The organism is Salinadaptatus halalkaliphilus (assembly GCF_006543045.1).
GTDB lineage: Archaea > Halobacteriota > Halobacteria > Halobacteriales > Natrialbaceae > Salinadaptatus > Salinadaptatus halalkaliphilus.
Map to the genome: position 1 here is coordinate 434,448 of NZ_RBZW01000021.1, position 24,724 is coordinate 459,171.

The following is a 24,724-nucleotide window of genomic DNA, read 5'->3' on the forward strand; positions in this document are numbered from 1 at the left end:
TGTGGTCCACGCGGAGCGACCGCCCGGAGCGAACCGGCCGGCTACGGTGAAAAACACAAACTATTATGTAAGTTGGGTACCCTCTATCCAACCCGATGCACTCCGGGATGGACGTACTCTGCGTCGACGACGACCCGGATGTCCGCGACCTCACGGCGACGTTCCTCGAGCGGACCGCAGACGCCATCGAGGTTACGACCGCCCCCTCGGGCCGTGACGGTATCGAACGCATCGACCAGCAACCGATCGACTGCGTCGTCAGCGATTACGACATGCCCGGTCTGAGTGGCCTCGAGTTTCTCGAGGTCGTCCGCGAGCGCGATCCCGAGTTGCCGTTTATCCTCTTTACCGGCAAGGGATCCGAAGAGATCGCCAGCGAAGCAATCTCTGCCGGCGTCACCGACTACGTTCGAAAGGAGCCAAGCACCGACCAGTACGCCGTCCTCGCCAACCGGATCGAAAACGCCATCGCAAAACGCCGCGCCGACCAGGCACGTCGCCGGAGCGAACGCGAACTCGAGCAGTATCGCACGCTCGTCGAAACGGCCGTGGACCCGATGTACGTCCTCGACGATTCCGGCGTCTGTCTGGTCGTCAACGAAGCGCTCGCCGACTTTGTCGGCTGCGACCGCGAACGGATGATCGGGAACCGACTCGAGCAGTTCGTCGATAGCGACGCGTACGAACGCGGTGCCAAATCGCTCGAACGATTGGTCGGAACCGGTCACAAACGGGATCGCCTCGAGGTTACGATCACGCAGGACAACGGCGAACGTCGCGTGGGCGAGGTTCACCTCACCGCACTCACCGACGACGGTGCGTTCGACGGGTCGGTGGGCGTCGTTCGAGACATCTCCGACCGGAAGGAACGCGAACGAGAACTCCAGACGTACGAACGAATCGTCGAACTCGCGCCGATCGCACTCTTTACGCTGGACGAAACCGGCACGATCTCCTGGCTGAACGACGAGTTCGCCGTTCCGTTCGAAGAGTCGCCAGCAGAACTACGGGGGACCACATTTCGGACCCTCATCGACCGTGGCTACTACGACGAACGTGTGGCCCGCAAGTACGAGGAGAAGGTCAGACAAATGCTCTCCTCGAGACACGACAGCCAGCGAGCGATGTACTCCGTCCGGTTTCGGTCGGCCGACGGCGACGTCGAGATTCACGACGTCCACACCAAACTCCTCCCGCTCGAGGACGGCGAGTTCGCCGGCACCATCCACGCCGTCCGGGATATGACCCAGCGGCGCCGCCATCAGCGGGAACTCGAGCGCCAGAACGACCGCCTCGAGCAGTTCGCCAGCCTCGTGTCTCACGACCTGCGAAACCCACTCAACGTCGCCCAGGGGAGTCTCGAGAGCCACGCGAGTGCCTGTCACAGGACGGACGACCACATCGAGAACGTCCGTGACTCCCTCGGGCGGATGAACGAGCTAATCGACCATCTCCTCTCGCTGGCCCACCACGGACGGACCGTCGGCGAACCGACCGCCGTTCCCCTGTCGCAACTCGCTCGAGACGCCTGGGATTCCGTCGACACCGGTGGCGCCACGCTCGAACTCGACGGCAAGGCGACGATACTGGTCGACACCGGCCGTGCACAGGAACTTCTCGAGAATCTCTTTCGGAACTGTGTCGAGCACGGCGATGGGGACCCGACGATCACTGTCGGAACCCTCACAGACGACGATGCGATGGAGACGGCCGTATACGTCGCCGACGACGGCCCTGGACTCCCGCCGGGAGAGCCGACCGAGACGCTGTTCGAGTTCGGCTATACGACGAGCGAGTCCGGCACCGGTCTGGGGTTGGCCATCGTCCGCGAGATTGCCGAGGCCCATGACTGGACGATCACGGCGACCGACAGCGCCGATGGTGGTGCACGCTTCGAGTTTCGTGACATCACTATCGGTGCCGATCAGGTGGGCGCCCATGATCCCGGCACCGTCTCGGAGAACTGATACGGATTGCTGTAACGATTTACCGGCGGTGAGTCGAACGGTGTGCGACGAGCCTCGGTCGAGGAGCGACGCGAGTCGACCGGCGCACCCGCGACCCGTGCGGCGGTTGCGCCGGAAATGACTTACAGTAAACCGTATGACTCCCTCGCGGTCCCAGAAGAGGGAAATACCGCGGTGCCCAACCACCTAACCGATGCTGCTGGTCCTGTGTGTCGATCTCGACGACGACCTCGGCCGCAAGACCGGCTTTTCGACGCCGGTTATCGGCCGTGAGCCGGTCAAGGAGGCAGCCGTTGCGCTCGCGACCGCAGATCCCGAAGACTCAGACGTCAACGTCATCTTCCAGGGACTCCACATTTACGACGACCTCGACGACCGCGATGAAAGCGTCGAGGTCGCCGTCGTCACCGGCACCGACGGGGGCGACGTCGAGGCAAACCGGGCGGTCGGGCGCGAAGTCGATACCGTCCTCGCGAGCCTCTCGACGGCCGAGGACGTCACCACCCTGATCATCACCGACGGCGCACAGGACGAGTCCGTCATCCCCGTTATCCGTTCGCGGGTGCCGATCGACGGCGTCCGCCGCGTCGTCGTCCGCCAAGCCCAGGACCTCGAGTCGATGTACTACACCATCAAGCAGGTGCTCGACGACCCCGAAACCCGCGGTACGGTGTTGATCCCGCTTGGCATCCTGTTACTGATCTACCCCCTCGCGCTGATCGGCAGCGCGCTCGAGATGCCCGGCTTCGTTCTCGGGACCACGTCCGCGTTGTTAGGCCTGTATCTCATCTCACGTGGCCTCGGACTTGGCGAGCGACTCGATGTCGCCGTCGAGTACGCCCGACGGTCGCTCTATGCCGGGCGGACGACGCTGCTTGCCTACGTGGTCGCCGCCGCGCTGTTCGTCCTCGGCGGTGTCAGCGGATTGAATACCTTAGAGGGCGTCGAGGCCACCCACGGCGATGTCGGTGCGCCGGTCATTCTCGCCGCACTCGTCTACGGCTCCATCCAGTGGCTTGCTGCCGCCGGCGTCACCACGAGCCTCGGCCAGATCACCGACGAGTACATCGCCGGCACCCTCGAGTGGCGCTATCTCAACGCGCCGTTCTACGTGCTCTCGATCGCCATTGTCTTGCACGCAGTCAGTGGCTTCTTCCTCGACGAAGCCGGCGTCAGCTATCTCGCGGCGGCGTTGACCGCTGGCACGTTACTCGGCATCGTGAGTACGCTCGCGTTCGCCGTCCTCGAGTCGCGATATGCCGACGGCGAGGAGACGCGGACGCCGGATCGCGCCTGATACTGGAGTGCTCGGCCGCCCAACCAGCGGGTTACCGTTCCCGTTCGACGACGAACTCGGCTAACTCCAGTAAGTACTCTCTGGCGGCCGGATCGGCGACATCGACGCGCTCGAGCGCATCGATCGCGCCCTCGGCTTCGGCTCGAGCACGATTATTGGCGTCGGCCGGCGAGAGATCCGTCACCTGGACGACGGAGGGTCGTTCCATCGCAGCGTCGTGGCCGGTCGGCTTTCCCAGCCCGTCGGCGTCGGCAACCGCATCGAGGACATCGTCGCGCATCTGGAAGGCGATCCCGACGCGTTCGGCGTACTCGCCGAGCGCCTCGACGGTGACGGGGTCCGAATCGGCCGCGATCGCCCCGAGTTCGGCCGCGGCCCGAAAGAGCGCGCCGGTCTTTCGTCTGGCCAACGTCATGTACTCGTCCTCGTTGTCGGGCTCGGCGGTGAGCTCCGTCGCCTCGCCGATCCCGAGTTCGACCATCGCTTCGGCGACGACCCGCGTCGCGTCGGGATCGCTCGAGAACAGGGCGAAGGCCTCGCCGAGCAATCCATCGCTGGTGATGATCGCCGGGCCGTAGCCGAACTCGGCCCACGCGCTCGTCGTCCCGCGTCGCAGTTCCGACCGATCGATGATGTCGTCGACGACCAGCGACGCCGCGTGAACGAGTTCGATTCCGACGCCGAAATCGACTGCGTCCTCGGCCGTCCCACCGACCGTCTCACAGGCCAGTATCGTGACCATCGGTCTGACGCGTTTCCCCCCCGAGAGCGCAACGTGGCGAACTTCTCCATTGAGCGTCTCGGGTTCGACCCCGTCAAGGACCTCGACGAGACGCTCCTCGATTAGCGCCCGACGGCGCTTCAGAAGTTCCATTGCCGGCTGTTAGAAGAGGGTAAAAAAGTAGGTGACGGTTCGACATCTCTCCGCCCTCGCTCGTGCCGTCTCACCGACAGCTGCTCGATACCGGCAGCCCCGTGTCGTCGACTCGAGCTCGCCACGAAAAATGTCGGCGACCGAACCGCTCGCGGTGCAGTTACTGGAACTCTTCGGTCAGGGCCGGCACGACATCGAAGAGATCGTCGTGGATCGCGTAGTCCGCGATGTCCATGATCGGCGCGTTGGGGTCGGTGTTGATCGCGACGATCGTATCCGAGCCCTTCATGCCGGCGACGTGCTGAACCGCACCCGAAATGCCGATCGCGATGTAGACATCGGGCGTGACGACTTTCCCGGACTGGCCGACCTGCCGATTCTTGGGCAGCCAGCCGTTGTCGACGATCGGTCGCGACGAGGAGACCGTCGCGTCGAGCGCGTCGGCCAATTCCTCGATGATCGGGATGTTGTCTTCCTCCTCGATGCCACGACCGACGGAGACGAGCACGTCGGCTTCGCTGATGTCGACATCGCCGCCGGCCACTTCCTCGAAGCCGTTGACCGTCGACCCGAGGTCGTCTTCGTCGATGTCCGCATCGAAGGATTCGATCGACGCGTCGCCCGTACCTTCGGCCTGGGGCCACTCGGCGCTTCGGATCGTGACGACAGCCGGCCCCTCGAGGTCGTTCGTGGTTTCGACCTTCCCACCGTACATTTCTCGGGTGGCCGTCAGCGTCTCGCCGTCGGTTTCGACGCCGACGACATCGGTGACGATCGGGAGATCGAGTCCGTTGGCAACGGCTGGCGCGTAGTCGAGGCCGTTGACGCTGTTTGGAATCAAGACGTACTGTGGTGCGAGCTCGTCGTAGAGCTGGGTGGTCGCCTGCGTGTAGACGCCGTGGTTGAACTCCTCACCGTCGGACACGGTGTGGATGGCGTCGACGCCCTCTCGGTCGAGCTTCTCGGCGAAGTCGTCGACGGTGCCGCTGATGACCGCAAGGTGGAGGTCGCCGCCGGTCTCATCCGCGAGTTCGCGGCCGGCAGTGATGATCTCGTAGCTGACATCGCGCAGTTCGCCACGGCGGTGGTCGGTGATCGCGAGCACGTCACTCATGGTGCCACCCCCTTGTCCCGCAGCAGTTCACCCAACTCGCTGGCGGTTTCGTCGGCGCTCCCCTCCCAGACGGTAACGTCGCTCTCGCTTTCGGGTTCGTACATGTCCGTCAGGGTGACCGCACCCTCGACGGCACTCTCGTCGACGCCGAGGTCACCGAGCGTCTGGACATCGAGTGGCTTACGCTGGGCTTGCCGAATGCCACGCAGGCTCGCATAACGAGGTTCGTTGATACCCGTCTGAATCGACAGTACGGCCGGCAGTTCGACATCCGTCAGCTCCTCGACGCCGCCCTCGAGTTCACGTCGGACGGCGGCGATGCCGTCGTCGAGGTCGTGCTCTAAGTGGTTGACGACCGCTGCCCACTCGTAGTCGAGTTCTTCGGCCAGCGAGACGCCGGTCGCGCCCCAGCTGTCGTCACCGGACTGGACGCCGGTCAGGACGAGGTCGGGGTCTTCCGCCGCGATGACTTCCTGGAGGATGGATCGTTTCGCGCCGACATCGAGGAGGTCGACGCCCTCGAGGGCGTCGTCCCAGACGCGGATAGCGCGGTCGGCACCCTTTGCTAAGGCCTGTCGGATGGTCTGTTCACAGTCTTCCGGTCCAATCGTGACCGTGACGACTTCATCGGCGACGCCGTTCTCTTGCAGTTGAACGGCTTCTTCGATGGCGTAGTCGTCCCACTCGTTTAAGTCCTCACCGAGGTACTGGTCTGCGATGGCAGTCCCCTCGATTTCGAACTCGTCTTCGACGGTCGCGACTTCTTTGACCGTAACGAGGATCTTCATCGTTTGTCACTGCTACCTCCCTCCCGTAAACCTTTTCGAAACGCCCCGTGGGATTCATTCCGTTGATTGAGAGTCACTGTCATGGACCGACTGTGCCGTGAACGGATACTCGCACCGCCGGACAGACCCACGTCGAGACGGAAACGGTTTAACGACGCCACCGGTAGTACTGGCCATGGCAGACTGTCCACTCGCCGATGACTGTCCGAGTTTTTCCGAACGGATCTCGGGAATGGGGTGCCAACACTACGGCGACCGGGGCGGTAAAGAGTGGTGCAAACACTACAGCCAGCCGATCGAGGACCTCAAAACGCAGCCGGTCAAATCCGGCGAAGAAGTCGTCATCGATGTCGTCGATATGCACGAAAGCGGCGCGGGCGTCGGCCGTACAGACGACGGCTTTATCGTCATGGTCGATGGCGTCCTCCCCGAGGCTCGAGCGCGCGTCGAGATCAGCCGTGTCCACAGCAATCACGCACGCGCCGACGTGCTCGAACGACTCCCGATGGACCCGGACGAAGACGACAGTGACGATGACGAGACAGGAACGGACGTCGCCGAAGCCGACGATCACACGACCGACTCCCCGACAGACCGCGAACGACTCGGCAGCCGAGAGAATTTCTGGGGCTCGTAACACACTGCCGATTTGGACAGTCTCGAGTGACGACACCCAGCGACCGACTGATTAGGGCGGGGCCGTGCGACGTTTGATACGGTTTACTGTGCGTTATTGTCGGTACAACCGCCCACCCCGACGGGTACGTCGGGAGATCGTTACAAAACCCGTCTGACCGCTGCCGGCCGCAGTTTAGGCAACGTCGCCTTTGGTCAACGCTTCCGTTTCCGAAACGACGAACTTCGCTAGCTTGCGTTTCGAGTGGTCGACGACCAGATGATCCTCGAGCCGTTGGTCCGACGACAGGTCGCTACGACAGAGCGGACATTCGATCGGTGGACGGGACGCCATACGAACGCGAGTCACGCCGCGGTAAAAAGTGTCTTCCTGGCAGTATACTGTCGATAGAAACGACCCGAACGCTCGTTGTGAAGCCGATCGAGTCGATGGGCCAGACCGAGTGGCCCGGACCTCGAGCCCGAGCCGGTTACCCTTCGGCTTCAGCGCCCGTCTCGTCTGCAGTGTCGCCGGGTTCGTCCTCGATATCGTCGTCCTCGAGTTCCGATTCGAGGTCGTCGCTATCGTCGACGATATCGGCGTCGTCGTCCGCCTCGGCCTCGATTTCCTCCGGTGCCTCGGCTTCTTCGAGGGTTACATCGACGGTCTCGCCCTCGACGACGGCAGTCTCGGGCACTGCCGTTTCGCCTTCGTAGGTCGCCATTCCGTCGTCGGACGGCACGACAGCCGAAACGACGTACTCCTCGATCGCGTCGACGCTGCTATCCGTGTAGCCGTCCTCGACGCCGAGTTCGTCGTCGGTCGCGTACGGGACGGTCATCTCGAAGCTCCCGTCGTCCTCGAGCTCGGCGTCCTGCGTGTAGATGAACGGCTCGCGCTCGCCGGCATCGAGTTGGACGGCGGCCGTCACCGTCGCGTCCTCGATGTCGTCGACATCGCCGTCGATACTGCCCTCGAGGGTCGCCCCCTCGACGCGTTCATAGGTCTTGACCGCCGCTGCGGTTCTGGCGTCGAAGACCACGATGTCGTCATTCTCCTCGAGTTGCTGGTAGGTCTCGAACGGGATCTGTTCGTTGACCGCGACCGCTGGCTCACCCTCTGCGGGCGAGACCGGTTGGCCCATCTCGTCGAAGTGAACGACCTCGCCGTCGTCGATCTGTGCGTAGCTGGCGTACACGACCGAGCCAGCCTCGGCGTTCTCGTGGACGAGTCGGTAGTTCTCCATCCCGTCGGCGTCGTCGAAGTAGAGGTTCGACAGCGTCGTCTCGTGGTACGGAATGTCGCCGAAGATCTCACCGACTTCGTCTTCCTCGATCGGCTGGCCGGGCTGGTAGTCCTCCGCCGTCATGTAGTAGTTGGGCCCTGGGTCGGTCCAGGTGGCCATCGCGGGGAACTTGTCACCGGCCATCTGGTAGTCGATCATCACGTACCGGATCTCCTCGTCGAGCTCGTCGCCCTCGGCAATCATCTGCTCGAGTTCCTCGTTCGTGTGGTCGTCCGGCGAGGCGCCGGCCGCGACCGCATCGAGGATCAGCTCGGAGCGATCCTCGGATTCGGCGGTGAAAAACGCCGAGGAGGATCTGGCGTTTGACTGGAACGGGTTCGAGTGGGGGATCCGTTCGGCCTGGGTCGTTATTAGGTGGCCGTAGTCCCACCACGAGATCACGCCGTAGGATCCCGGCGGGTAATCGTAGTCCCCGCCGTCGGGATACTCGTAGGTGCCGTGGTACTCGAGTTCGTCCTCGTAGCCGGCACCGCCCCAGTTACCGGGTTCGGGTGTGTTTTCCGCGAGCCACTCGTTCGAACCTTCCCAGACGACCGAGTCGCCGCTCGGTTGGGCACCGTCGGCTTGCTCCCAGGAGGCCGTTCCATCGGCAGCGACTGGTGGCAGCAGTGGTGCAAACAGCAACAAGACGACCATGAGCAGCACGAGAACCTGATAGCCTTCGATCTCGCGGAGGGAATCGATATTCTCCCGAAGATCGAGATCGAAGAGGCTGACGAGATCCGCGACGAAAACCGCGTTGACGGTCACGACCGCGAGCACCAGATAGTAGGAGAATCGAACCTGCGTCGCGGCCATGCTAATCAAAAACAGCGACCAGACGACGATCAGGGTGTACTCGGTTCGATACTCGCGACCGAGAAACGGTCTGGCGACGAGCAACACGAGGCCTGCGAGCATCGTGTAAAACGCCATGCCGAACTCGTTGACGACGAACTCGGTGAAGTCACCCGGCGGCTGGGCTTCCTGAATCGTGAGGTCGGTCGCGGTCGCCCCGAAGGGGATCACGCGCCGAGTCAGGTTGCTCACAATCGTGCTAAAGAGATCCGGGAGGACCAGCCACATGACCGCAAACGTCGCTCCCAGGAGCCCGGCGATTGCCGCTGGATAGTATTGTCGGTCGATCTCGTGTGCGTTCCACTGACGGGCGAACCAGGCCATAAACAGACAGCCGGCGGCGACGAGTGCGGCGCTGGCTGGCTGCAGATACCCGAAACTCGTCGTACTCGTTCCCGGCTCTTCGATCAACAGTGCGGTGATCAGCGCCGTCAGTCCGAGGCTAACCGCACCGACGAACGCGACGTGATCGGGCGAGACGTTTCGAACGTAGTCGAAACAGAGCTGTACCGTAAAGAAGACGGCGAGGATGCCGATCAGGACGACGCCGGGAGGCCACACCCAGATGTACAGCGACAGGGCGACGCCTGCGAGCGCGCTGTAGATAGCTGGCCGACGAAGGGTGTCCCAGTCCTTGTCGACGACCAACTCGTAGATCGGCTGCTCGCGTTCTGCAGCCCGAAGTGCGACCATCATCGCCAGCACCGCGATCGCCATGAACAGCACCTCGCCGACGTGGTGCTGGAGACTACCGACGTTCGTTCGATGCAGGAACTGTCCTGGAACGAGCGCCAACAACAGCACAGAGACGATACCGCCGATCGTCCCGCCGAGTCGGCGGCCGATGAAAAACACCGGAATCGCGACGAGTGCGGCCATCGCCGGAACGGCGAGCAACGCCACCGTATACAGCGTTTCGGTCGACGGATCGCCGAGACCGACGATCATCGCTGCGGTTACGATAAGCTGGTCGAACAAGGTGCCGAACTGACCGACGTACCGACCCGTGGGAAAACTCGTCCAGACTTCGTAGGGCATCGTCCACGGATAGTTCTCCGCGGTCCACTCGACCGTCCGCCAGTGATACCACGAGTCGACGCCTGCCAGGGCGGGCGATCCGTCTTCGGTGACGAAATTATCGTAGGCCTGGGTCCGTACCCAGAACATAAACAGCATCACGACCCCGACCACCGGGATGTGATACCAGTCTTCCCACATCTCGAGGACGGACGTTTCCGTCCCCTCCTCGATACGTTCGGTATCCGTACTCATTAGGTTGCACCAGACCCAAGTAACGAATAAGCCTTGTTATCTCCCGTCGGTGTTTTTCCGTCGACATCTATTCGGGGAAATTATCTCGATACTGGCAGTGTCGGGGGGATCGAACGCGATCGCCCACTGGGGAACCACCGCCGTGTATCGGCCGAACGAAAAGGCTTATTCGACGACCGCGGAAATCGATCCACAATGAAGGTCTCCGTCGTCATCTGTACGTACGCGATGGATCGATACGACGTCTTCTCGGAGTGCGTCGACAGCGTCCTCGCACAGACGTACGACCCGCTCGAGGTCGTGATCGTCGTCGACGGCAACGAAGACGTCTTCGATCGCGTCTGTGACGACTACGGAGAGACGGACGATGTCGTTCTCCACTGTAACGAACGAAACGAGGGCATCTCCTACAGTCGAACGCGTGGGGCGGAACTCGCGACGGGGGCGGTCGTCGCGTTTATCGACGACGACGCCGTCGCCGAACCCGACTGGATCGAAGAACTGGCTCGCGTCTACGACGAGACCGACGCTATCGCGGTCGGTGGCCACGCCAAACCCGACTGGGTGACCGCCAAACCCGACTTCTTCCCCGCGGAGTTCTACTGGCTCGTCGGCTGTGACGAACGCGGCATGGGCGAGCACATGGAGGAACTGCGCAACACCTACGGCTCGAACATCTCCTATCGGCGCGACGTCTTCCTGAACGTCGGCGGCTACGACGAGAACACGGGTCGCCACGGCGACCGCCACATCCAGGCCCACGAAGCCCCCGTCTGTATTCGGATGGCCAACACGTACGGCAAGGGCGTGATCTACAACACCGACGCCGTCGTCAACCACAAACTGTTCGACTACCGCGGGGACTTTCGCTGGCTGGTGTTTCGCTCGTTCTGGCAGGGCTACTCCAAACGGATCATGGATTTGCTGTTGCCCGAAGCGTCGGGCGACAAAAACGACTATCTCAAACAGCTCATGCTCGAGTTCGTGCCGGACCGGGTCGGGAAGCTGATTCGTGATCCCTCGTCGGCGAAGGCAAAGCAGCTGGTGACGATCTTCGTCTTTACTGCCGCGGTCGGATTCGGGTATCTGTACGGGTTGGCCGACGTGGATCGGTCTACGTTGACGACCGATCACGACGGTTCGGTCGACGCATAGGACTCGATCGTTGGCGGTTTGTACACGACCAAACCCTTAAAGTCGATTAGTCACCTATATTCGAGTGATGGCGACTACGCAGTATCGAATCGTCGCTGGGACCGACTCCGATATTCACGACGAGCCGCATCTCCCCGAGAGTCGGCTTACCGTCAGAGAAATTCACGCCCACGTCGACGAACGAGGTCTCCGTCCAGAAACGATTGCCGATCGTTTCAATCTCGACATCGCTGACGTGTACGAGGCCCTCGCGTACTATCATTCCAATCCCGAAGAAATGCGTGCGGCCGAACAGCGATACGAGCGCGCGAACGCGGTCGCAAGTGAACGGTCCTCGATGACACCGCCGAACGACGTGTGAGATGGCCTACCAGTTGCTACTCGACGAAAACGTCGAGCAGGAGATAGGCTTCCGGCTCGAAAACTACGGTCACGACGTCGAACACGTCGATTTCGTTCCCGAACTTGGCAAAGGGGTCGATGATACGCAAATCGCCGACTACTCTCGTTCCACAGATCGATTGATTCTCACGTACGACGACGATTTCGTTCTCGAGTTCGACGACGATGACTATCGAGCCGTTCTCTACAATAGATAGTAGCGCGAGTGCCCCACCCTTCCGAAAACCTGCGGTTTTCGGCTTTCGCAAACCTTCGATTTGCGTCAACACCGTGGGCGAGGGTGAAGCGCGTCAAACCATTACACTTAACAGATTTCAGGCTGTAATAAACTCCGATGCAGTCGTCTGAACTCACCCACACCCTCTCATTCGGGTTACACATCGACACGGGGAGTCCTGACGACTTGCGAAACGGATGTCTCGAAGCCCGCCGCATCCGCAACGAAGTCAACCGTCTCGACCGCCACGGGTGGGATTGGGACGATCTCAAATCGGTCGTCGTGGATAACGCTGACCACGTCAAGAACACCAGCCAACAACTTGTTGACAAAGCACTTGGCGAGATCGAAACCTACCTCGACAACAAAGACGACGGGTGGGGCCGACCCTACCCATACATCGACGAGCTGTACCCACTGGTGATGAACCACGGGGAAGGCTACCGACTGTTCGTTGAAGACGAGGATACGGTTCGGTTCCGTATCAGTGCTGCCCCACGAAACCACGTCAAAGGCGAACTTCGCGGTAGCGCCGATCATTTCGACCGGGTGCGAACCGCTCTCGAAAACGACGAGTGGCGGGTTGGAACCGCCGAAGTCGTTCACAAACACGGCGAGTGGCGGCTTCACGTCACCGTCACGCACGAGTCTCACCAAGTCGCCAGTAAGGACGATGCAGATACAGTCGTCGGCGTTGACCTGAACGAAGATTGCATCGCTCTCGTGGCGATGAATCGAGACGGGGCAGTGTTGGACTCTGTGATAATCGGATATCTTGAAATCAAGGAACAGCGCCACGAGTTTTTCACGAAACGGAAGCGGATGCAGAAAGATGGGCAAACAGCGTTTGAGTCCGTCGTCCAGACGGAAGAACGCGACTACGTTCACGACTGCCTGCATAAAGTATCGCGTCAGGTAGTTGAATGGGTGTCGCAATTCACGGATCCTGTTATTGTCTTTGAAGACCTCAAAGACATGCGAGACTCCATCGACTACGGGACGCAGATGAACCGCCGCCTGCACAGTTTGCCGTTCGCTGCACTTCGTGAGATGGTGTCGTACAAGGCTACGTGGAAAGGAATTCCGAGTGATGACGTTGACCCGGAATACACGAGTCAGCAGTGTCCCCGGACAGAGTGCCAACACACGGAGCGAGCGAACCGTCAGAAGAAGCGGTTTAAGTGCTGTGAGTGCGGGTTCCAAGATCACGCCGATCGGAAGGCGGCGGTGTGCGTGGTGCAAAAGTGGTTCAAGAAGCAGAATGAGACTGTGCCGTCTCTCGAAACCCTTCCGCGTGTGCGGACGGTGAGACGGGCGGCATCGGGTCGTGGTGGAGCGACCGGCTCTCACGGACACGATTTGTGTTCGGGTGTTCACCGACACGGAACGTCGGCGCAAGACTCCCCAAGTCAAGCGCGAGAGGAATTAACGTCCGTTGCGTCACCCTCTTGGGACTAAACACGGACGCCCCGCGCCACCGTGCGCGGGGTACTTCACGTTCCAGACTTGTCGATGCCGCCAGCCGATGTCGCCGATATCGTTCACGAAATGTCTGTACACTACCCGCAACCACAGGTCCACGGACTCGAGCGCGTGAGCACCGAGTGGTTGTGATTGGGTAGGTGAGGTTGGCACGACGATGATCTTTCCTCAGAGCAGATCGTTCCGTAGACGGTTACCAGCGACAGCCCCGCGATCGCATGCGATCCCGAACGACGGAAAGTCCGAAACGCTTGCGATGACGTATCGGCTCCAGTGAGAGTCAGTTACTCGACTCCATTTAGTTACTCTCTCGAGAGACCTACTCTTAATGGTCATAGGCATCGACGGAGTCAACAAGAATGTCACAGCAGATTCGTCTCGAGGACGACGTGTACGAACGTATCAAGGCGAGTAAGCGCGACAACGAGACGTTCAGCGACGCCGTGGCGCGTCTCATCGATGGACGATCACTCCGCGACCTCCGCGATGTCTTCGATGACGAACAGGTACGCGAGATGCGAAACGCCATCGACGTTGCGGATCACGAGGAGTCGGTCGATTTGAAAGCTCTCCGTGAAGAGACGAGCGACGGTGCGGCGCTCTCTGAACTCGTCGACGAAGGCCGAAATGAACGCCTCGATTGATGGTTCATCTCTTTTTCGGCACGTCCTCCCTTCGAAACGTTACATAGACGAACCAAGACAGTGATCGCCGATCGACTGGTCGAATTCGAACCGACGAGCGACAGTATCACCTCGAACCACTTTCGGAGGAGGTCGAGACGATCGACCACCGTCAGGTTGAGACGGAGAGTCGTATCAGAACCAACGAGCTCATCGCCGGGTAAACGCTCGATCTTCCTCGAGTTCCTCGAGAGTATAGTGGCGGTCAACCTCTCGATCACCGAGCAGACGATGGAAGTCGGGACGGGACAGTCCGGATAGTTCTCTCGCCTTACCGACCGAGAGGATGCCTTCGCGATACAGCGCCACAGCTAATTCTCGTCTCAGAACGTCCTCTCGTTCGTCTTCGGGAACGTTCAGAGCATCGTATACGTCACTCGGAACGTCGATCGATCCCATATAATCTTCAACAGCGCGGCGATACAAAGAGTTCCGGGTGCTATCGCTCGAGCGGTCCGTCGTCCAGTCTCTCAGATCCAGCCATCGGGAACGTGCCACACTCGTCCGCGTAAATCGCGACGTGCCGGTCGATCCGTCGAATCGCAGTTACTGCGTCACGCGGTGGCGTCCGTTGTTCAACCAAAAAGAGCACACCTGGATGCTCTTCGAACTCGAAGAAGTCATCGTCGTTCGTAAGCAAGACTCGTTCGCTGTGCCGACAGTAGGTGACGATTTCGGTATCCTCGAAGCCGAGCTCGAGTTCGTCTTGCACGCGAACGACGTCGTATCCTTCCTGCGCCAGGAGTTCGGTGAGAGACCGTTTGATATTCTCGTCGACGCAGCGCTTCATCGCGTTTCGGATACCGAGTTCGGTGACGGCTGGCGGTCCCGACTCTCACGTCGTCGTTCGTCACGGCGCTCCCGATAGGAACGCAGCTCGTCGACGTTGTCGTAGTAGTACGCGAGTGCACGGTAGACGTCGGCCAGATCGAGGGCGAACTCCGTCGCGACCGTCTCCGGATCCATTCCCTCCTCGTGGATCCACTCGACGATCTGAACGACGCTGATTCGCCGGCCATCGATCCGAGGCTGGCCTCCCATCACACCCTCGGTCGAAACGATCTCGCTCATAGCATACGGTTGTCTCCGATCGTTCATAAACCGTCGGCCTCGAGATCTGTTGACCGAACGCCGACACAAAGACTTCCGGCTGCTATCGACTCGAGCGGCCCGTCGTCGCTCCCGCCGAGGGTCAGGACTCGAGTCGCGGAACGCCCTCGAGGTCGGTTCGTCGCTCGCCGGTGAGATACTCCTGGTAGTAACCCAGGCCGCGGACGCCGGTGAGGGTCCTCGAGAGCGCGCCGAAGGCGAGTCGGTCTTTCGCGGGGAGATCGGATTCGGGTGACTTGAGGCCGCTCGGTCGCGGCGGGACGCCCGGCCGGCCGTAGCGATCGGGGTGATAGCGCTGGAGTTGACAGAGGCCGCGGCCGACGCGGCGGTCCTTTTTCACGAGGTCGGCGAGGGTGTTTCTGGTCGGGTGGTACATCGTGGCGTCGGCGGCGAAGTGGAGGTCGTAGCCCGCCTCGTGGACCCGGTTGCCGAACTCCTTGTCGCCGCCGGAGAGCAGGCGGTGATCGAACAGGCCGACGTCCTCGAAGACGGTTCGGCGGACGAAGAGACAACACGTGGGGGCGAACTGTTGGCGCTCGAGGTACTGTTCGATCGGGAAGCCCGTGTGGTGATCGTAGCGGGCTGCTATCGTGGGGTCCTCTGGGAGGGTGAGCTCGACGTTACAGCCCATGTAATCGCCGTCGTGGGTTTGGAAGGTCTCGAGGGCGGACTCGAGCCAGTCCTCGGGGACGGTCATGTCCGCGTCGACGAACGCGAGGACGTCGCTGTCGGTGTTTCGGATGCCGGTGTTGCGGGCCGCGTAGGAGGATTGGCCTACGATATGAGAGTCGAGCGTGTAATTCCGGGGTATTTTTGAATCCAAGAGGCACATCTTGGTCCAATGAGGATTCTGGTCACAGGTGGCGCAGGGTTTATCGGCGGTCACCTCGCCGAGCAGTTCGTCCGCGATGGCCACGATGTCGTCGTTCTCGATACACTCGAGCCGTTTTACGAGGTCGGGATCAAAGAGCGAAACGTCGAAATTGCCCGTTCTGCTGCGTCGGACGGCGACGGTGTGTACGAGTTCGTCGAAGGGAGTATCACCGATTCGGATCTCGTCCGAGAGCTCGTTTCTAACACCGAATACGTGTACCATCAGGCAGCCCAGGCCGGCGTTCGTGCGAGTGTCGAAAACCCAGACAAAACGACCCGATTCAACGTCGAGGGAACGTTCACTCTCCTCGAGGCAGCCCGTGAGAGCGGTGTAAAACGATTCGTGAACGCTAGTTCCTCTTCGGTATACGGTAAACCCGAGTATCTCCCGTACGACGAGGAACATCCGACGCGGCCGGTGAGTCCCTATGGGGCTTCGAAGGTTGCCGCCGAACACTACGCGCGAGTGTACAACGAGGTGTACGGGCTTCCGACAGTGTCATTACGATACTTCACCGTATACGGACCGCGGATGCGTCCGAATATGGCGTTTACCAACTTCGTCTCGCGGTGTCTCCACGGTGAATCGCCCGTGATTTTTGGCGACGGGAATCAGACGCGAGATTTCACCTACGTAGACGACATCGTCGACGCGAATCGACGACTACTCGAGACCGATGCAGCGGACGGTGAGGTTCTGAACGTTGGTTCGACGGGTCGGATTACGATCGACCGACTCGCACGCGTGATTCGAGACGAGATCGATCCGTCGATCGAGATCGTCTACGACGAGGCTCGAGAAGGGGACGCCGAGCACACTCACTCTGACGTATCGAAAGCAAACGAGTTACTTGGATACGAACCCAGTATCTCGATCGAAGACGGTGCGAAGCGATTCGTCGAGTGGTACCGAGAGAACGAGGACTGGTACGATCCGCTGGTTCGTCGATCATAAGTTCGGTAACTTGGTGACCGGCTACGAGTCGGTCACCGGTGCTGAACGAACACGTATATGGACCAGGCGTCGAAAGAATCGTTGAGAACCATCGTATGGGTAATGGAGTCGATCTTCGTGTTTTGCATCTGACGACCTCGAAAGAAGTATTTTTCGAGGGGCAGATCGAGACGCTCGAGGCGATGGGCGTCGACTGTGACGTTCTGGTCGTTCCCGGAGAGGATCAGATCGATGGCGACATGGGTTCGAGACGAGGCATCAAAGAGTACCTGCAGTTCGTCCCGCAGGTCCGTCGGGCCCTTCGGCGAGGGGAGTACGACCTTATCCACGCCAACTATGGACTGACCGCGCCTTACGCCGTGACGCAGTTCCGATTACCTGTCGTGCTGACGCTCTGGGGATCGGATGTCGTCGGTTTCGACGGACTGGTGACGAAGGCCTGTGTGTGGCGGACGGACGCAGTAACGGTTCGCAGTGAGGAGATGCGGGAGTTACTAGGACGCGATAACGCGTATATCGTCCCCAGCGGCGTGGATATGGATCGGTTTCGGCCGATCGATCGTCAGGAGGCGCGAGAACGCGTCGGATGGGATCCGGATGGAACACACGTGCTGTTTCCGTACTCGCCTGATTACGAGCGGAAGAATCACCCGCTGGCCGAGCGGGTAGTAGATCGGGTTTCGGAAGAGTTGGATTTCGAGGTGACGTTACAGACGATCTCGGGGATCGATCACGACCAAGTGCCGTATTACATGAACGCCGCTGACTGTGTGCTGTTGACCTCAAAGCACGAGGGGTCGCCGAACACGGTGAAGGAGGCGATGGCGTGTAACGTGCCCGTGGTTACTACGGATGTTGGGGACGTTCGGGAGCGGTTAGCCGGGGTTTCACCTGGCGGTGTCGGAGTTGATGAAAAGGAACTGGTACGGTTGGTGTGTTCGGTGGTTATTTCGAGGGGACAATCGGATGGACGGGAGGCCGTACAAGCGGTTAGCTGGGATCGGATCGGCGATCGGATATTGGGGATCTATCAAAACGTGTCTGAATAGCTTGTAACAATGATACTGGACTATGTGAAAGCATTGTATTCGAAACTACGACTAGATAGATTGAGTGAAACGATTAGTGATGGTTTAAAATATATAAAATTCAGGACGAACCGATTATTTGTTCATCCTGTCTACTTCCCGGACATATTCTGGCGCTAACCCATTCAGGTCGACGAATCCGAGAAATTCCATGTTAGGTATTATCTCGGCTTCTGCTTCGATCTCGTCGTAGTAGTCGGGATCGTTGTGGTCCGGTGAGCCGATCATCACGAAGTCTGTTTCCGGGGGTCGTCGAGTGAGTTCGAGGTATTGTTTCGGTTTGTATTTGTTCGGGGTCAATTGATCCGACCCAGAGGATGTACTTTTGGTCGGTATGTGGGATGAGTTCAAACCCGTCAAGGACATCGTCTCTGTTTGGGGTCTGTACTGCGTTAATTCCGGATCTCCCTTTCAAGAGCCTTTTTGACTTTTCCAGCCGATGTCGAGAGCGAGTCAGTGTCACTCCACAACACCCATTTAGGTCGATTACTGATTCTACTTATGGATATCACTGACCAACGTATTCTGGTTACTGGCGGTGGTGGATTTGTCGGTTCGCATATTGCCAACAGACTCACCAATGAAAATCATGTGACCGTTATAGACAATTTCTCTACGGGAAATTCTGCATGGCTCAATGATAAAGCAGTAGTTGTAGAGGCTAACCTCGCTGATGAAAATATTGCGGAGAGTATAATTGATGAGAGTTTTGATATTATTTTTCATCTTGCTTCGCGGAAGGAAGTGAACGATCCTGATCTCCAGAGGCAGTTTCGAAATAATACGGAAATGACACACAACCTTCTGCGGGCCGCGCACGACGCTGGTGTAACGCATGTTGTGTATACCTCGTCCTCGACCGTTTATGGTGAAGCCCCTCAACCGACGCCAGAAGACTATGCTCCAATAGAACCCATCAGCGTCTACGGGGCAAGCAAACTTGCGGACGAAGGACTCCTCTCGACGTATGCACATTCTCACGGATTTTCTGTTTGGAACTTCCGTTTTGCTAACGTAGTTGGATCAAGATTACGGGGTGCAGTCATTCCGGATTTCATCCAGAAGTTACGATCTGACCCGAAAACGTTAACTATCCTGGGAAATGGACGCCAAGAGAAATCTTATCTCCATATCGATGACTGCATTGACGGCATGCTCCACACGATTGAACACCACCTATTCAATCAATCATCAGGGGGATCAATGCATACCTATAACCTCGGTACGCGGACGACGACGTCCGTCAATCGGATCGCGGACATCGTCTGCGATGTATTAGGTGTCGATCCTCAATATACATATACAGGAGGCGATCGGGGATGGACCGGTGACGTCCCGCGGATGCGGTTATCGATCGAGAAACTTTCTGCACTTGGATGGGAACCACGAATGGAAAGTGACGACGCGATTCGTGCGGCAGCGGAAACACTAGCCAACGAATTATAGCTCGGAGGTCGTCTCCACATCAACCAGCTGGTTGTATAGGCCTAAATATTCGTTAACAGTGGTATCGATGGAGAATTCGTTAGTTACGCGATCGAAAGCTCGTTCCGCATATTCCTCTCGGCGGGTTTCATCCAAGAGTTTGATGCATTCTTCAGCCATTCTATCAATATCTCCGTACTCAACCAGCTCACCGCTTGATTGGTCCTCAATCACTTCTGAGGTCCCTGGAACGTTGGTTCCTACGATGGGTAACTTTGCCGCCATCGCCTCTAGCAATGTTACTGGTAGTCCTTCGTACCGAGAAGAAGAAATGAAGATATCCGCGTTCCGGTAATAGTCTGTAATATCCTTTACAAATCCAGTGATGGTGACAAAGTCTTCCAAATCATGGCTCTCAACTTTGGAACGGAGTTCATCTTCGAGGTCGCCCCAACCTACAATAAGTAGATGGACATCTGATCGTACGGACGTTATTTCGTTCATTGCATCAATCAGGTGAGCTTGTGACTTTTGAGGCACATATCGCCCGACGTTGAGTAACACAGTATCATTTGGTTCGATATCATGGGTTTGAATGAGGTAGTCGTTGGACAAATCAGAGAACGACTCTACGTCTACTCCATTATAAATCACTTGGAAGTCATTATCCACCGAGCGTCTCATCGTGTTCAGTACACTCTCTGAAACGGGAACCGTTTTCGAATCTAGCGATCGTGTTACCCGCTCCAGAAACATACTACGATCAGAATAGGCATCTGTGATGTTGTGTTGAGTACTAACGATTACTGGAACCTTGGCAAGCCTACCGACAATTCGACCAATGATAGTTGATGCCGGGAGATGCGTGTGAAGAATGTCGGGGTTTTTACGCTTTAGTTCTCTATATAACATCCATATTGTTATTGGGTGGTACATTCCATGTTCACTCAACTTGATAACTTCTCCACCAGCAGTCTCAAACTCTGGTTGAAGAGTAGCAGGGTCATTCAGATAACAAACAGAATTGTCTATATCATCATCATTAAGTTTCTTGGTTATATTCAGCACCATGTGTTCTGCTCCACCGGCGGATAATGTGTCTATGATATGACAGACTTTCATGGGAATACCATCATTAATTACTCATTCGTTAATTGATGCGGATTTAAAGCCCTTCGCATAGGGGTAATAGTATTAAGATTGGCCTAACCAATCATCGGCGGAGAACTATTTTAGTAGATTCTATTGCTCTTCCGACAGATAAATATATCATAGACAAACACTCTCAATTTTTTCAATAACTCTGCTCGACAAATTATCCTCATGCCAGTCTTGTTTTTGCGGTAGGAATAATACATATGTTGGTAGTTCGTGGCATATTCTTCCAAACACTTTGTTCTCTGTTTCCTCCAGTTGGTGTAAGTCCGTTTTGTCGCTATCTCTATTAAATAGTAAATCGGAAGATGAACAAATCGAACGGATGTATGAGTTCCACTCATACTCATTTATCGAACTCAGATATCTTGCTGCCTGGTCAGATGATATTTTCTCCATATATGGCCGATCATCATTATGGTTATGGGATTGGAGAAAAATTAGAAAATCAATTGGGGAACTACTGGTATGACTACACTCGTTAAATAACTCTTCGAGCATAATTTTTTTTGCATCCGGTGTAATGTAAAACTCGTTGAAAAAATATAGGGCTTTTTCAATAAATGTCTCTTTTTTATGAGTTCTTGACTCGATGACTCTACTTAGCTTGAATCTATTTATGTCTGCCAGCGATCGAGCAGATTCATTAACCATCGAGTTATTATATGGTTCAATGTTTATTGGAAGTGGAAAACCATGCGCTGTACAATCTTTGCTGACCCAGAGACGATCATCGGATAGATATGATGCCTTACGATTTTTCAATAGAGATAGCAGTGTATTTGTTTTCCCCGTATGGCGCCAAGCTGGAAAAAGAACAGTCGTATTATTGAACTTCACACTAGATGCGTGAACCATACAAATATCATTTTCAGCCAAATTCTTCCTTACTTGGTATTCGATGATTTTAAATGCAAGATGCAATGCTGTGTCATTGCCTATTTCGATGTAGTCCCTATTCTGATCGATTTTAAATGATCCTAAATCCGATTTATGTATGAATGCACCGTCTGATTTTCCGTAAAAGCTTCTAGGATCTCCCAATATTTTCTCAGCGTTGCCAATATCATCTCGAATATGGCAGTGGAGATCAATATCCTTGCTTGTATTTATGGATATCCGGTTATAATATTCTTCCAGTGAAGAATGTAATTCACCCTGGCCGGTGATCTCTACATTGTATTGGTCTAAAAATCTGAAGGTAGTCATTATCTGTTTGTGTTATGATGTGTGTTTTAACAAAAGTGACGATCTTGTCCACTGATTGTCTGAGTCATATCTGGATGGTTCATCTGCGTATTACTACTATCTACATAATTACTAACCATTTTGTCACGCTTTCGCTGCCACTTCTTATGACGAACTTTTATTCGGACTGGAATTTTATCCAAATTGAGAATTCTTGCTATGGTTAATCGGTGACGGCCATCATTCAATATAAAGTCTCCATCCCGGCCCACATTAACAACAACTTCATTAAATTCTGGCGGACAATATTGGTGAATTTTCCTATGTGCAGTAATATTGGATTGGGTTTGGAGTCTTTTTTGAGACTGATATCCACCATGATCTATGGTCTGGTATAGATCATCGATATGTTTTAATCTTTTATTGAAATCTGTCAGAGTTTCACAACCCCAGGCAGACTCGCCGGCGTTAAACCTTTCACCCCATTTATTGTAGAATCTGGTTTCTTCCCAGGGGATATTGTGTTTAAAATGGTCTTGAAACGAGCTATAAAATACATACTCCTCAATTGGCGTGGATTCTACATCCCACTCACCACCAATTACTTCACATACACTATTAGGGTGATTAAAACAGTCTTTTGAGGACGGGAGTGATACTTTATTAACGGACGATGGGTCGATGTTTAATACTTCTAAGGGATCGATCGGAGCCTCGTAATGCCGCCCACATGTGTACCACGTCATCGTTTTGGCGTACCACCGTACCACGTACGGTGAGACCCGAAACAGGATCGGATCAGGCACCCCCCATTTGATCGCGTCTTTCAGTCGGGCTGTGGCAGACATCGCAGTGGTCGTATCCAGCCAAATGTAGTCGATCGAAATAGGACTGTCGATCAGGATTCCAATCCCCTACATCCACGTACCACGACCCCTACTGGATCAATTCGACGATTTCGAGTAATCGAGTAACCGATCGTGATAGATTTCCGGACCCAGATCTGACTCGACGAGCTCGTAACTCTGCTCACCCATGCGAACGAGTTCGTCACGGTCGCGTATGATCCGGCGAAGCTTCTCGACGATGTAGTCACTATCCTGACTTCGAAATACGTATTCCGTTTCTCTCTCCTCGATGTAGTATTTCCTCCCGTTCGAGTCGCTACAGATGGCCGGCAGTCCGTGCGCCATCGCCTCCGAGTGGAACACAGCAGCGGGTTCGTCGAAACCCGGGATATGTTCCTCGAGGTCTCCGGGAGCGAGATTAGCACGATGCTGTTCCCAGAAATGAGCAAGCTCTCCACAGAAGACGATCTGAAACTGGTGGGTAAGCGCATGGACGATGCTCTGACGTTCCCGGACTCTCTTCATTCCGGGTATCGTCGGCGCCTCACTTCTCGGCGATCAACTAATGTTGATTTACGGTCCAGAACTCGCAATCGGTGCCCAATTTTTAGTCATCCACCTCGTGAGCGTAGTACTTTATATCCACACCAAACAGCTGATCATGCCACTGAATGATATCAATCGACCCGACCTTGCGTTCTGCGCGAACGGGGACTTTATTTTGTCGAACGTATCTCTCAATTCCACCCTCGTTTACTCGATTGGGTGGGTCGACGCCGCAATCGCCACCGCGCTTTCGGCTACCACCGGATTCATGCTCTCACTGTACTACGTTCGCAAACCGGCCGATATCCGACTCCCATTCGGTGAGATCTCCCGACAGGGATCGCCGCCGTGCTCATTGGAATCTCCGTCTTTCCGACTCGAGAAATCGGAAAAACCACCTGTTCGCGAATTACAACAACCGTCTTCCTGTTCTTGCTCGTCTGCCTTGGTGCAGCGGTAAATTTCCTGGTGTAACTGGCGATATTGATCCGGTTTCGTACGACTGTCGACAGAAACCCCCCGTCGGTTTGCCTCTCGTCAGGATAGTTTTTTCGTGTCGAACCATAACCTTTCTTTGAACGTTTACAATCCTTAGCAGAAAACAATTCTGTATAAAGTTGGGGGTAATTGGTCTATTTTAGGATTATAAAGTTTAACCGTAAACAAGCCTTCGCGGCTTTCGAACATTCATTGGCTGTTTCGCATCCTTTGTACGCTCGTTCTCATTTAAATTGGCGCAAAATTCGTTAACCATATTCAATATTCCCCCAGCGTTCTCCGTTTTCGAATCATCGTTTACATGCACAAATGTTGGCTCAAGTTCGATTGATGTCTTGTATATATTCCAAAATCGGGTAATATCAGTCCAGAGTGGTACAATCGATGAAACCTTCCGAATGGGAAATCACGATGCGTATCACTATTCATCAAAAATAATTGGTATCGTTTACATTTAGAGTGCTTCGCGGTAGGACTTCTCCAAGTAAATCCGGAGACAATAGAACGAAACGACGGCCTAGTCAGCGACCCTGTCACACCCTGCGGGGGCAGCGGATCGTCTCGGCCACTAACAGCACTTTCAGCCAACGTCACAACCTTCACTGTGAAGTGGGAAATTTTGGACATGAAGCATCCGGCGGTTCCCGCTTTAACTCCCCTAGTGGTAACGGATCAAGTCGGTGCCGTCTGTGGATTCATCAGGCCCCCAGTCTCAAAATACCTCAAGTTAGTTTCACAACTTTCCCCCCACTTTATCGGTTAGGTTAAACAGGTTATACACGGCAGAATGAATGTACCTCACCCGGTTTCCGGCTTCACACCAAAGAGTAATATGGTGTGACTTTTTGTGAAAAGATATGCTCCAAAGGATCCATGACTCCCTACCACCTCAGGTGCAGCCATTTGCTAAACAAGCTTACAATAAACTATTTGATAGCCCGTTGCACGCTTTCGAAATTAGCTGCGACCTATCATGGTGTGGGCACTAGCGTCTAAAATAGTCACTTTAACTAGACTAGAAGTCGGAT

General features: G+C 56.3%; 25 protein-coding genes and 1 pseudogene. 11 read left to right on the plus strand and 15 right to left on the minus strand.

The genetic code is table 11. The features are described from left to right. Positions 1 to 95 precede the first annotated feature (95 nt). Positions 96 to 1,967 carry a hybrid sensor histidine kinase/response regulator gene (locus D8Y22_RS09535; RefSeq protein ID WP_141464467.1) on the plus strand — a complete coding sequence of 624 codons (1,872 nt, stop codon included), beginning with the start codon at positions 96 to 98 and terminating at the stop codon, positions 1,965 to 1,967. 193 nt (positions 1,968 to 2,160) lie between these two features. Beyond that, positions 2,161 to 3,264, plus strand: coding sequence for a DUF373 family protein (locus D8Y22_RS09540; RefSeq protein WP_141464468.1), 1,104 nt, complete (start codon positions 2,161 to 2,163; stop codon positions 3,262 to 3,264). Between the two features lie 31 nt (positions 3,265 to 3,295). On the opposite strand, the gene D8Y22_RS09545 is transcribed toward D8Y22_RS09540, so the two are convergent. The 3 genes from D8Y22_RS09545 to D8Y22_RS09555 all read right to left on the minus strand — a co-directional run bounded on the left by D8Y22_RS09545 (position 3,296) and on the right by D8Y22_RS09555 (position 6,040). Next, positions 3,296 to 4,138 carry a polyprenyl synthetase family protein gene (locus D8Y22_RS09545; RefSeq protein WP_141464469.1) on the minus strand — a complete coding sequence of 281 codons (843 nt, stop codon included), beginning with the start codon at positions 4,136 to 4,138 and terminating at the stop codon, positions 3,296 to 3,298. A gap of 160 nt (positions 4,139 to 4,298) precedes the next feature. After that, positions 4,299 to 5,252, minus strand: a complete 954-nt coding sequence (locus D8Y22_RS09550; protein WP_141464470.1) for an electron transfer flavoprotein subunit alpha/FixB family protein — start codon at positions 5,250 to 5,252, stop codon at positions 4,299 to 4,301. Continuing rightward, positions 5,249 to 6,040 carry an electron transfer flavoprotein subunit beta/FixA family protein gene (locus D8Y22_RS09555; RefSeq protein WP_141464471.1) on the minus strand — a complete coding sequence of 264 codons (792 nt, stop codon included), beginning with the start codon at positions 6,038 to 6,040 and terminating at the stop codon, positions 5,249 to 5,251. Before D8Y22_RS09555 ends, D8Y22_RS09550 begins: the two co-directional genes overlap by 4 nt. Before the next feature lie 175 nt (positions 6,041 to 6,215). On the opposite strand from D8Y22_RS09555, the gene D8Y22_RS09560 reads away from it, so the two are divergent. Next, on the plus strand, positions 6,216 to 6,677 hold the full coding sequence (locus tag D8Y22_RS09560) for a TRAM domain-containing protein (RefSeq protein ID WP_141464472.1): 462 nt from the start codon (positions 6,216 to 6,218) through the stop codon (positions 6,675 to 6,677). A gap of 174 nt (positions 6,678 to 6,851) precedes the next feature. On the opposite strand, the gene D8Y22_RS22340 is transcribed toward D8Y22_RS09560, so the two are convergent. Next, entirely contained in the window at positions 6,852 to 7,010 is a 159-nt protein-coding gene (locus D8Y22_RS22340; protein ID WP_174811814.1) for a hypothetical protein, read from the minus strand. A 136-nt stretch (positions 7,011 to 7,146) separates the two neighbouring features. Further along, on the minus strand, positions 7,147 to 10,071 hold the full coding sequence (locus D8Y22_RS09565; protein ID WP_141464473.1) for an oligosaccharyl transferase, archaeosortase A system-associated: 2,925 nt from the start codon (positions 10,069 to 10,071) through the stop codon (positions 7,147 to 7,149). Positions 10,072 to 10,266: 195 nt separating this feature from the next. Between D8Y22_RS09565 and aglG the strand changes: the two genes are divergently transcribed. The 5 genes from aglG (at position 10,267) to D8Y22_RS09590 (ending at position 13,971) form a co-directional block, all read left to right on the plus strand. After that, complete coding sequence (aglG, locus tag D8Y22_RS09570; RefSeq protein ID WP_141464474.1) at positions 10,267 to 11,226, plus strand: glucosyl-dolichyl phosphate glucuronosyltransferase; 960 nt, start codon at positions 10,267 to 10,269, stop codon at positions 11,224 to 11,226. Positions 11,227 to 11,293: 67 nt separating this feature from the next. Next, complete coding sequence (locus tag D8Y22_RS09575; RefSeq protein ID WP_141464475.1) at positions 11,294 to 11,587, plus strand: DUF433 domain-containing protein; 294 nt, start codon at positions 11,294 to 11,296, stop codon at positions 11,585 to 11,587. 1 nt (position 11,588) lies between these two features. Then, positions 11,589 to 11,825 carry a DUF5615 family PIN-like protein gene (locus tag D8Y22_RS09580; RefSeq protein ID WP_246084388.1) on the plus strand — a complete coding sequence of 79 codons (237 nt, stop codon included), beginning with the start codon at positions 11,589 to 11,591 and terminating at the stop codon, positions 11,823 to 11,825. A 137-nt stretch (positions 11,826 to 11,962) separates the two neighbouring features. Next, positions 11,963 to 13,303 (plus strand): RNA-guided endonuclease TnpB family protein, encoded by a 1,341-nt coding sequence (locus D8Y22_RS09585; RefSeq protein WP_141464476.1) that lies wholly within the window; start codon positions 11,963 to 11,965, stop codon positions 13,301 to 13,303. Positions 13,304 to 13,686: 383 nt separating this feature from the next. After that, a complete protein-coding gene (locus D8Y22_RS09590) occupies positions 13,687 to 13,971 on the plus strand; it encodes an antitoxin VapB family protein (protein WP_141464477.1) in 285 nt (94 codons plus the stop codon). Positions 13,972 to 14,160: 189 nt separating this feature from the next. Here D8Y22_RS09590 and D8Y22_RS09595 read toward each other — a convergent pair whose 3' ends face one another. From D8Y22_RS09595 to D8Y22_RS09610, 4 genes are all read right to left on the minus strand, one after another. After that, complete coding sequence (locus tag D8Y22_RS09595; RefSeq protein ID WP_141464478.1) at positions 14,161 to 14,409, minus strand: UPF0175 family protein; 249 nt, start codon at positions 14,407 to 14,409, stop codon at positions 14,161 to 14,163. A 40-nt stretch (positions 14,410 to 14,449) separates the two neighbouring features. Next, on the minus strand, positions 14,450 to 14,800 hold the full coding sequence (locus D8Y22_RS09600) for a DUF5615 family PIN-like protein (protein ID WP_141464479.1): 351 nt from the start codon (positions 14,798 to 14,800) through the stop codon (positions 14,450 to 14,452). Then, positions 14,797 to 15,081, minus strand: coding sequence for a DUF433 domain-containing protein (locus tag D8Y22_RS09605; protein ID WP_141464480.1), 285 nt, complete (start codon positions 15,079 to 15,081; stop codon positions 14,797 to 14,799). Before D8Y22_RS09605 ends, D8Y22_RS09600 begins: the two co-directional genes overlap by 4 nt. 121 nt (positions 15,082 to 15,202) lie before the next feature. After that, positions 15,203 to 15,943, minus strand: a complete 741-nt coding sequence (locus D8Y22_RS09610) for a glycosyltransferase (RefSeq protein ID WP_246084389.1) — start codon at positions 15,941 to 15,943, stop codon at positions 15,203 to 15,205. 18 nt (positions 15,944 to 15,961) lie between these two features. On the opposite strand from D8Y22_RS09610, the gene D8Y22_RS09615 reads away from it, so the two are divergent. Together D8Y22_RS09615 and D8Y22_RS09620 are read left to right on the plus strand one after the other, a co-directional pair. Then, entirely contained in the window at positions 15,962 to 16,948 is a 987-nt protein-coding gene (locus tag D8Y22_RS09615) for an SDR family oxidoreductase (protein WP_141464482.1), read from the plus strand. 95 nt (positions 16,949 to 17,043) lie between these two features. Next, positions 17,044 to 17,997 (plus strand): glycosyltransferase, encoded by a 954-nt coding sequence (locus D8Y22_RS09620; protein WP_141464483.1) that lies wholly within the window; start codon positions 17,044 to 17,046, stop codon positions 17,995 to 17,997. Positions 17,998 to 18,111: 114 nt separating this feature from the next. Here the strand turns inward: D8Y22_RS09620 and D8Y22_RS22345 are convergent, their stop codons facing one another. After that, complete coding sequence (locus D8Y22_RS22345) at positions 18,112 to 18,264, minus strand: hypothetical protein (RefSeq protein ID WP_174811815.1); 153 nt, start codon at positions 18,262 to 18,264, stop codon at positions 18,112 to 18,114. Positions 18,265 to 18,537: 273 nt separating this feature from the next. On the opposite strand from D8Y22_RS22345, the gene D8Y22_RS09625 reads away from it, so the two are divergent. Beyond that, positions 18,538 to 19,482, plus strand: a complete 945-nt coding sequence (locus D8Y22_RS09625; RefSeq protein ID WP_141464484.1) for an NAD-dependent epimerase/dehydratase family protein — start codon at positions 18,538 to 18,540, stop codon at positions 19,480 to 19,482. Here D8Y22_RS09625 and D8Y22_RS09630 read toward each other — a convergent pair. The 5 genes and pseudogenes from D8Y22_RS09630 to D8Y22_RS09655 all read right to left on the minus strand — a co-directional run. Then, entirely contained in the window at positions 19,477 to 20,583 is a 1,107-nt protein-coding gene (locus D8Y22_RS09630; RefSeq protein WP_141464485.1) for a glycosyltransferase, read from the minus strand. The two genes, D8Y22_RS09625 and D8Y22_RS09630, sit on opposite strands and share 6 nt — an antisense overlap. 147 nt (positions 20,584 to 20,730) lie before the next feature. Beyond that, on the minus strand, positions 20,731 to 21,825 hold the full coding sequence (locus D8Y22_RS09635; protein ID WP_141464486.1) for a hypothetical protein: 1,095 nt from the start codon (positions 21,823 to 21,825) through the stop codon (positions 20,731 to 20,733). 26 nt (positions 21,826 to 21,851) lie between these two features. Further along, the gene (locus tag D8Y22_RS09640) at positions 21,852 to 22,550 is read right to left on the minus strand and encodes a hypothetical protein (protein WP_141464487.1); all 699 of its coding nucleotides are present in this window, start codon (positions 22,548 to 22,550) and stop codon (positions 21,852 to 21,854) included. A gap of 198 nt (positions 22,551 to 22,748) precedes the next feature. After that, positions 22,749 to 23,177 carry a glycosyltransferase gene (locus D8Y22_RS09645; protein WP_141464488.1) on the minus strand — a complete coding sequence of 143 codons (429 nt, stop codon included), beginning with the start codon at positions 23,175 to 23,177 and terminating at the stop codon, positions 22,749 to 22,751. Between the two features lie 976 nt (positions 23,178 to 24,153). Further along, a pseudogene (locus tag D8Y22_RS09655) lies at positions 24,154 to 24,323 on the minus strand (IS5/IS1182 family transposase); the annotation flags it as partial. Positions 24,324 to 24,724 lie beyond the last annotated feature (401 nt).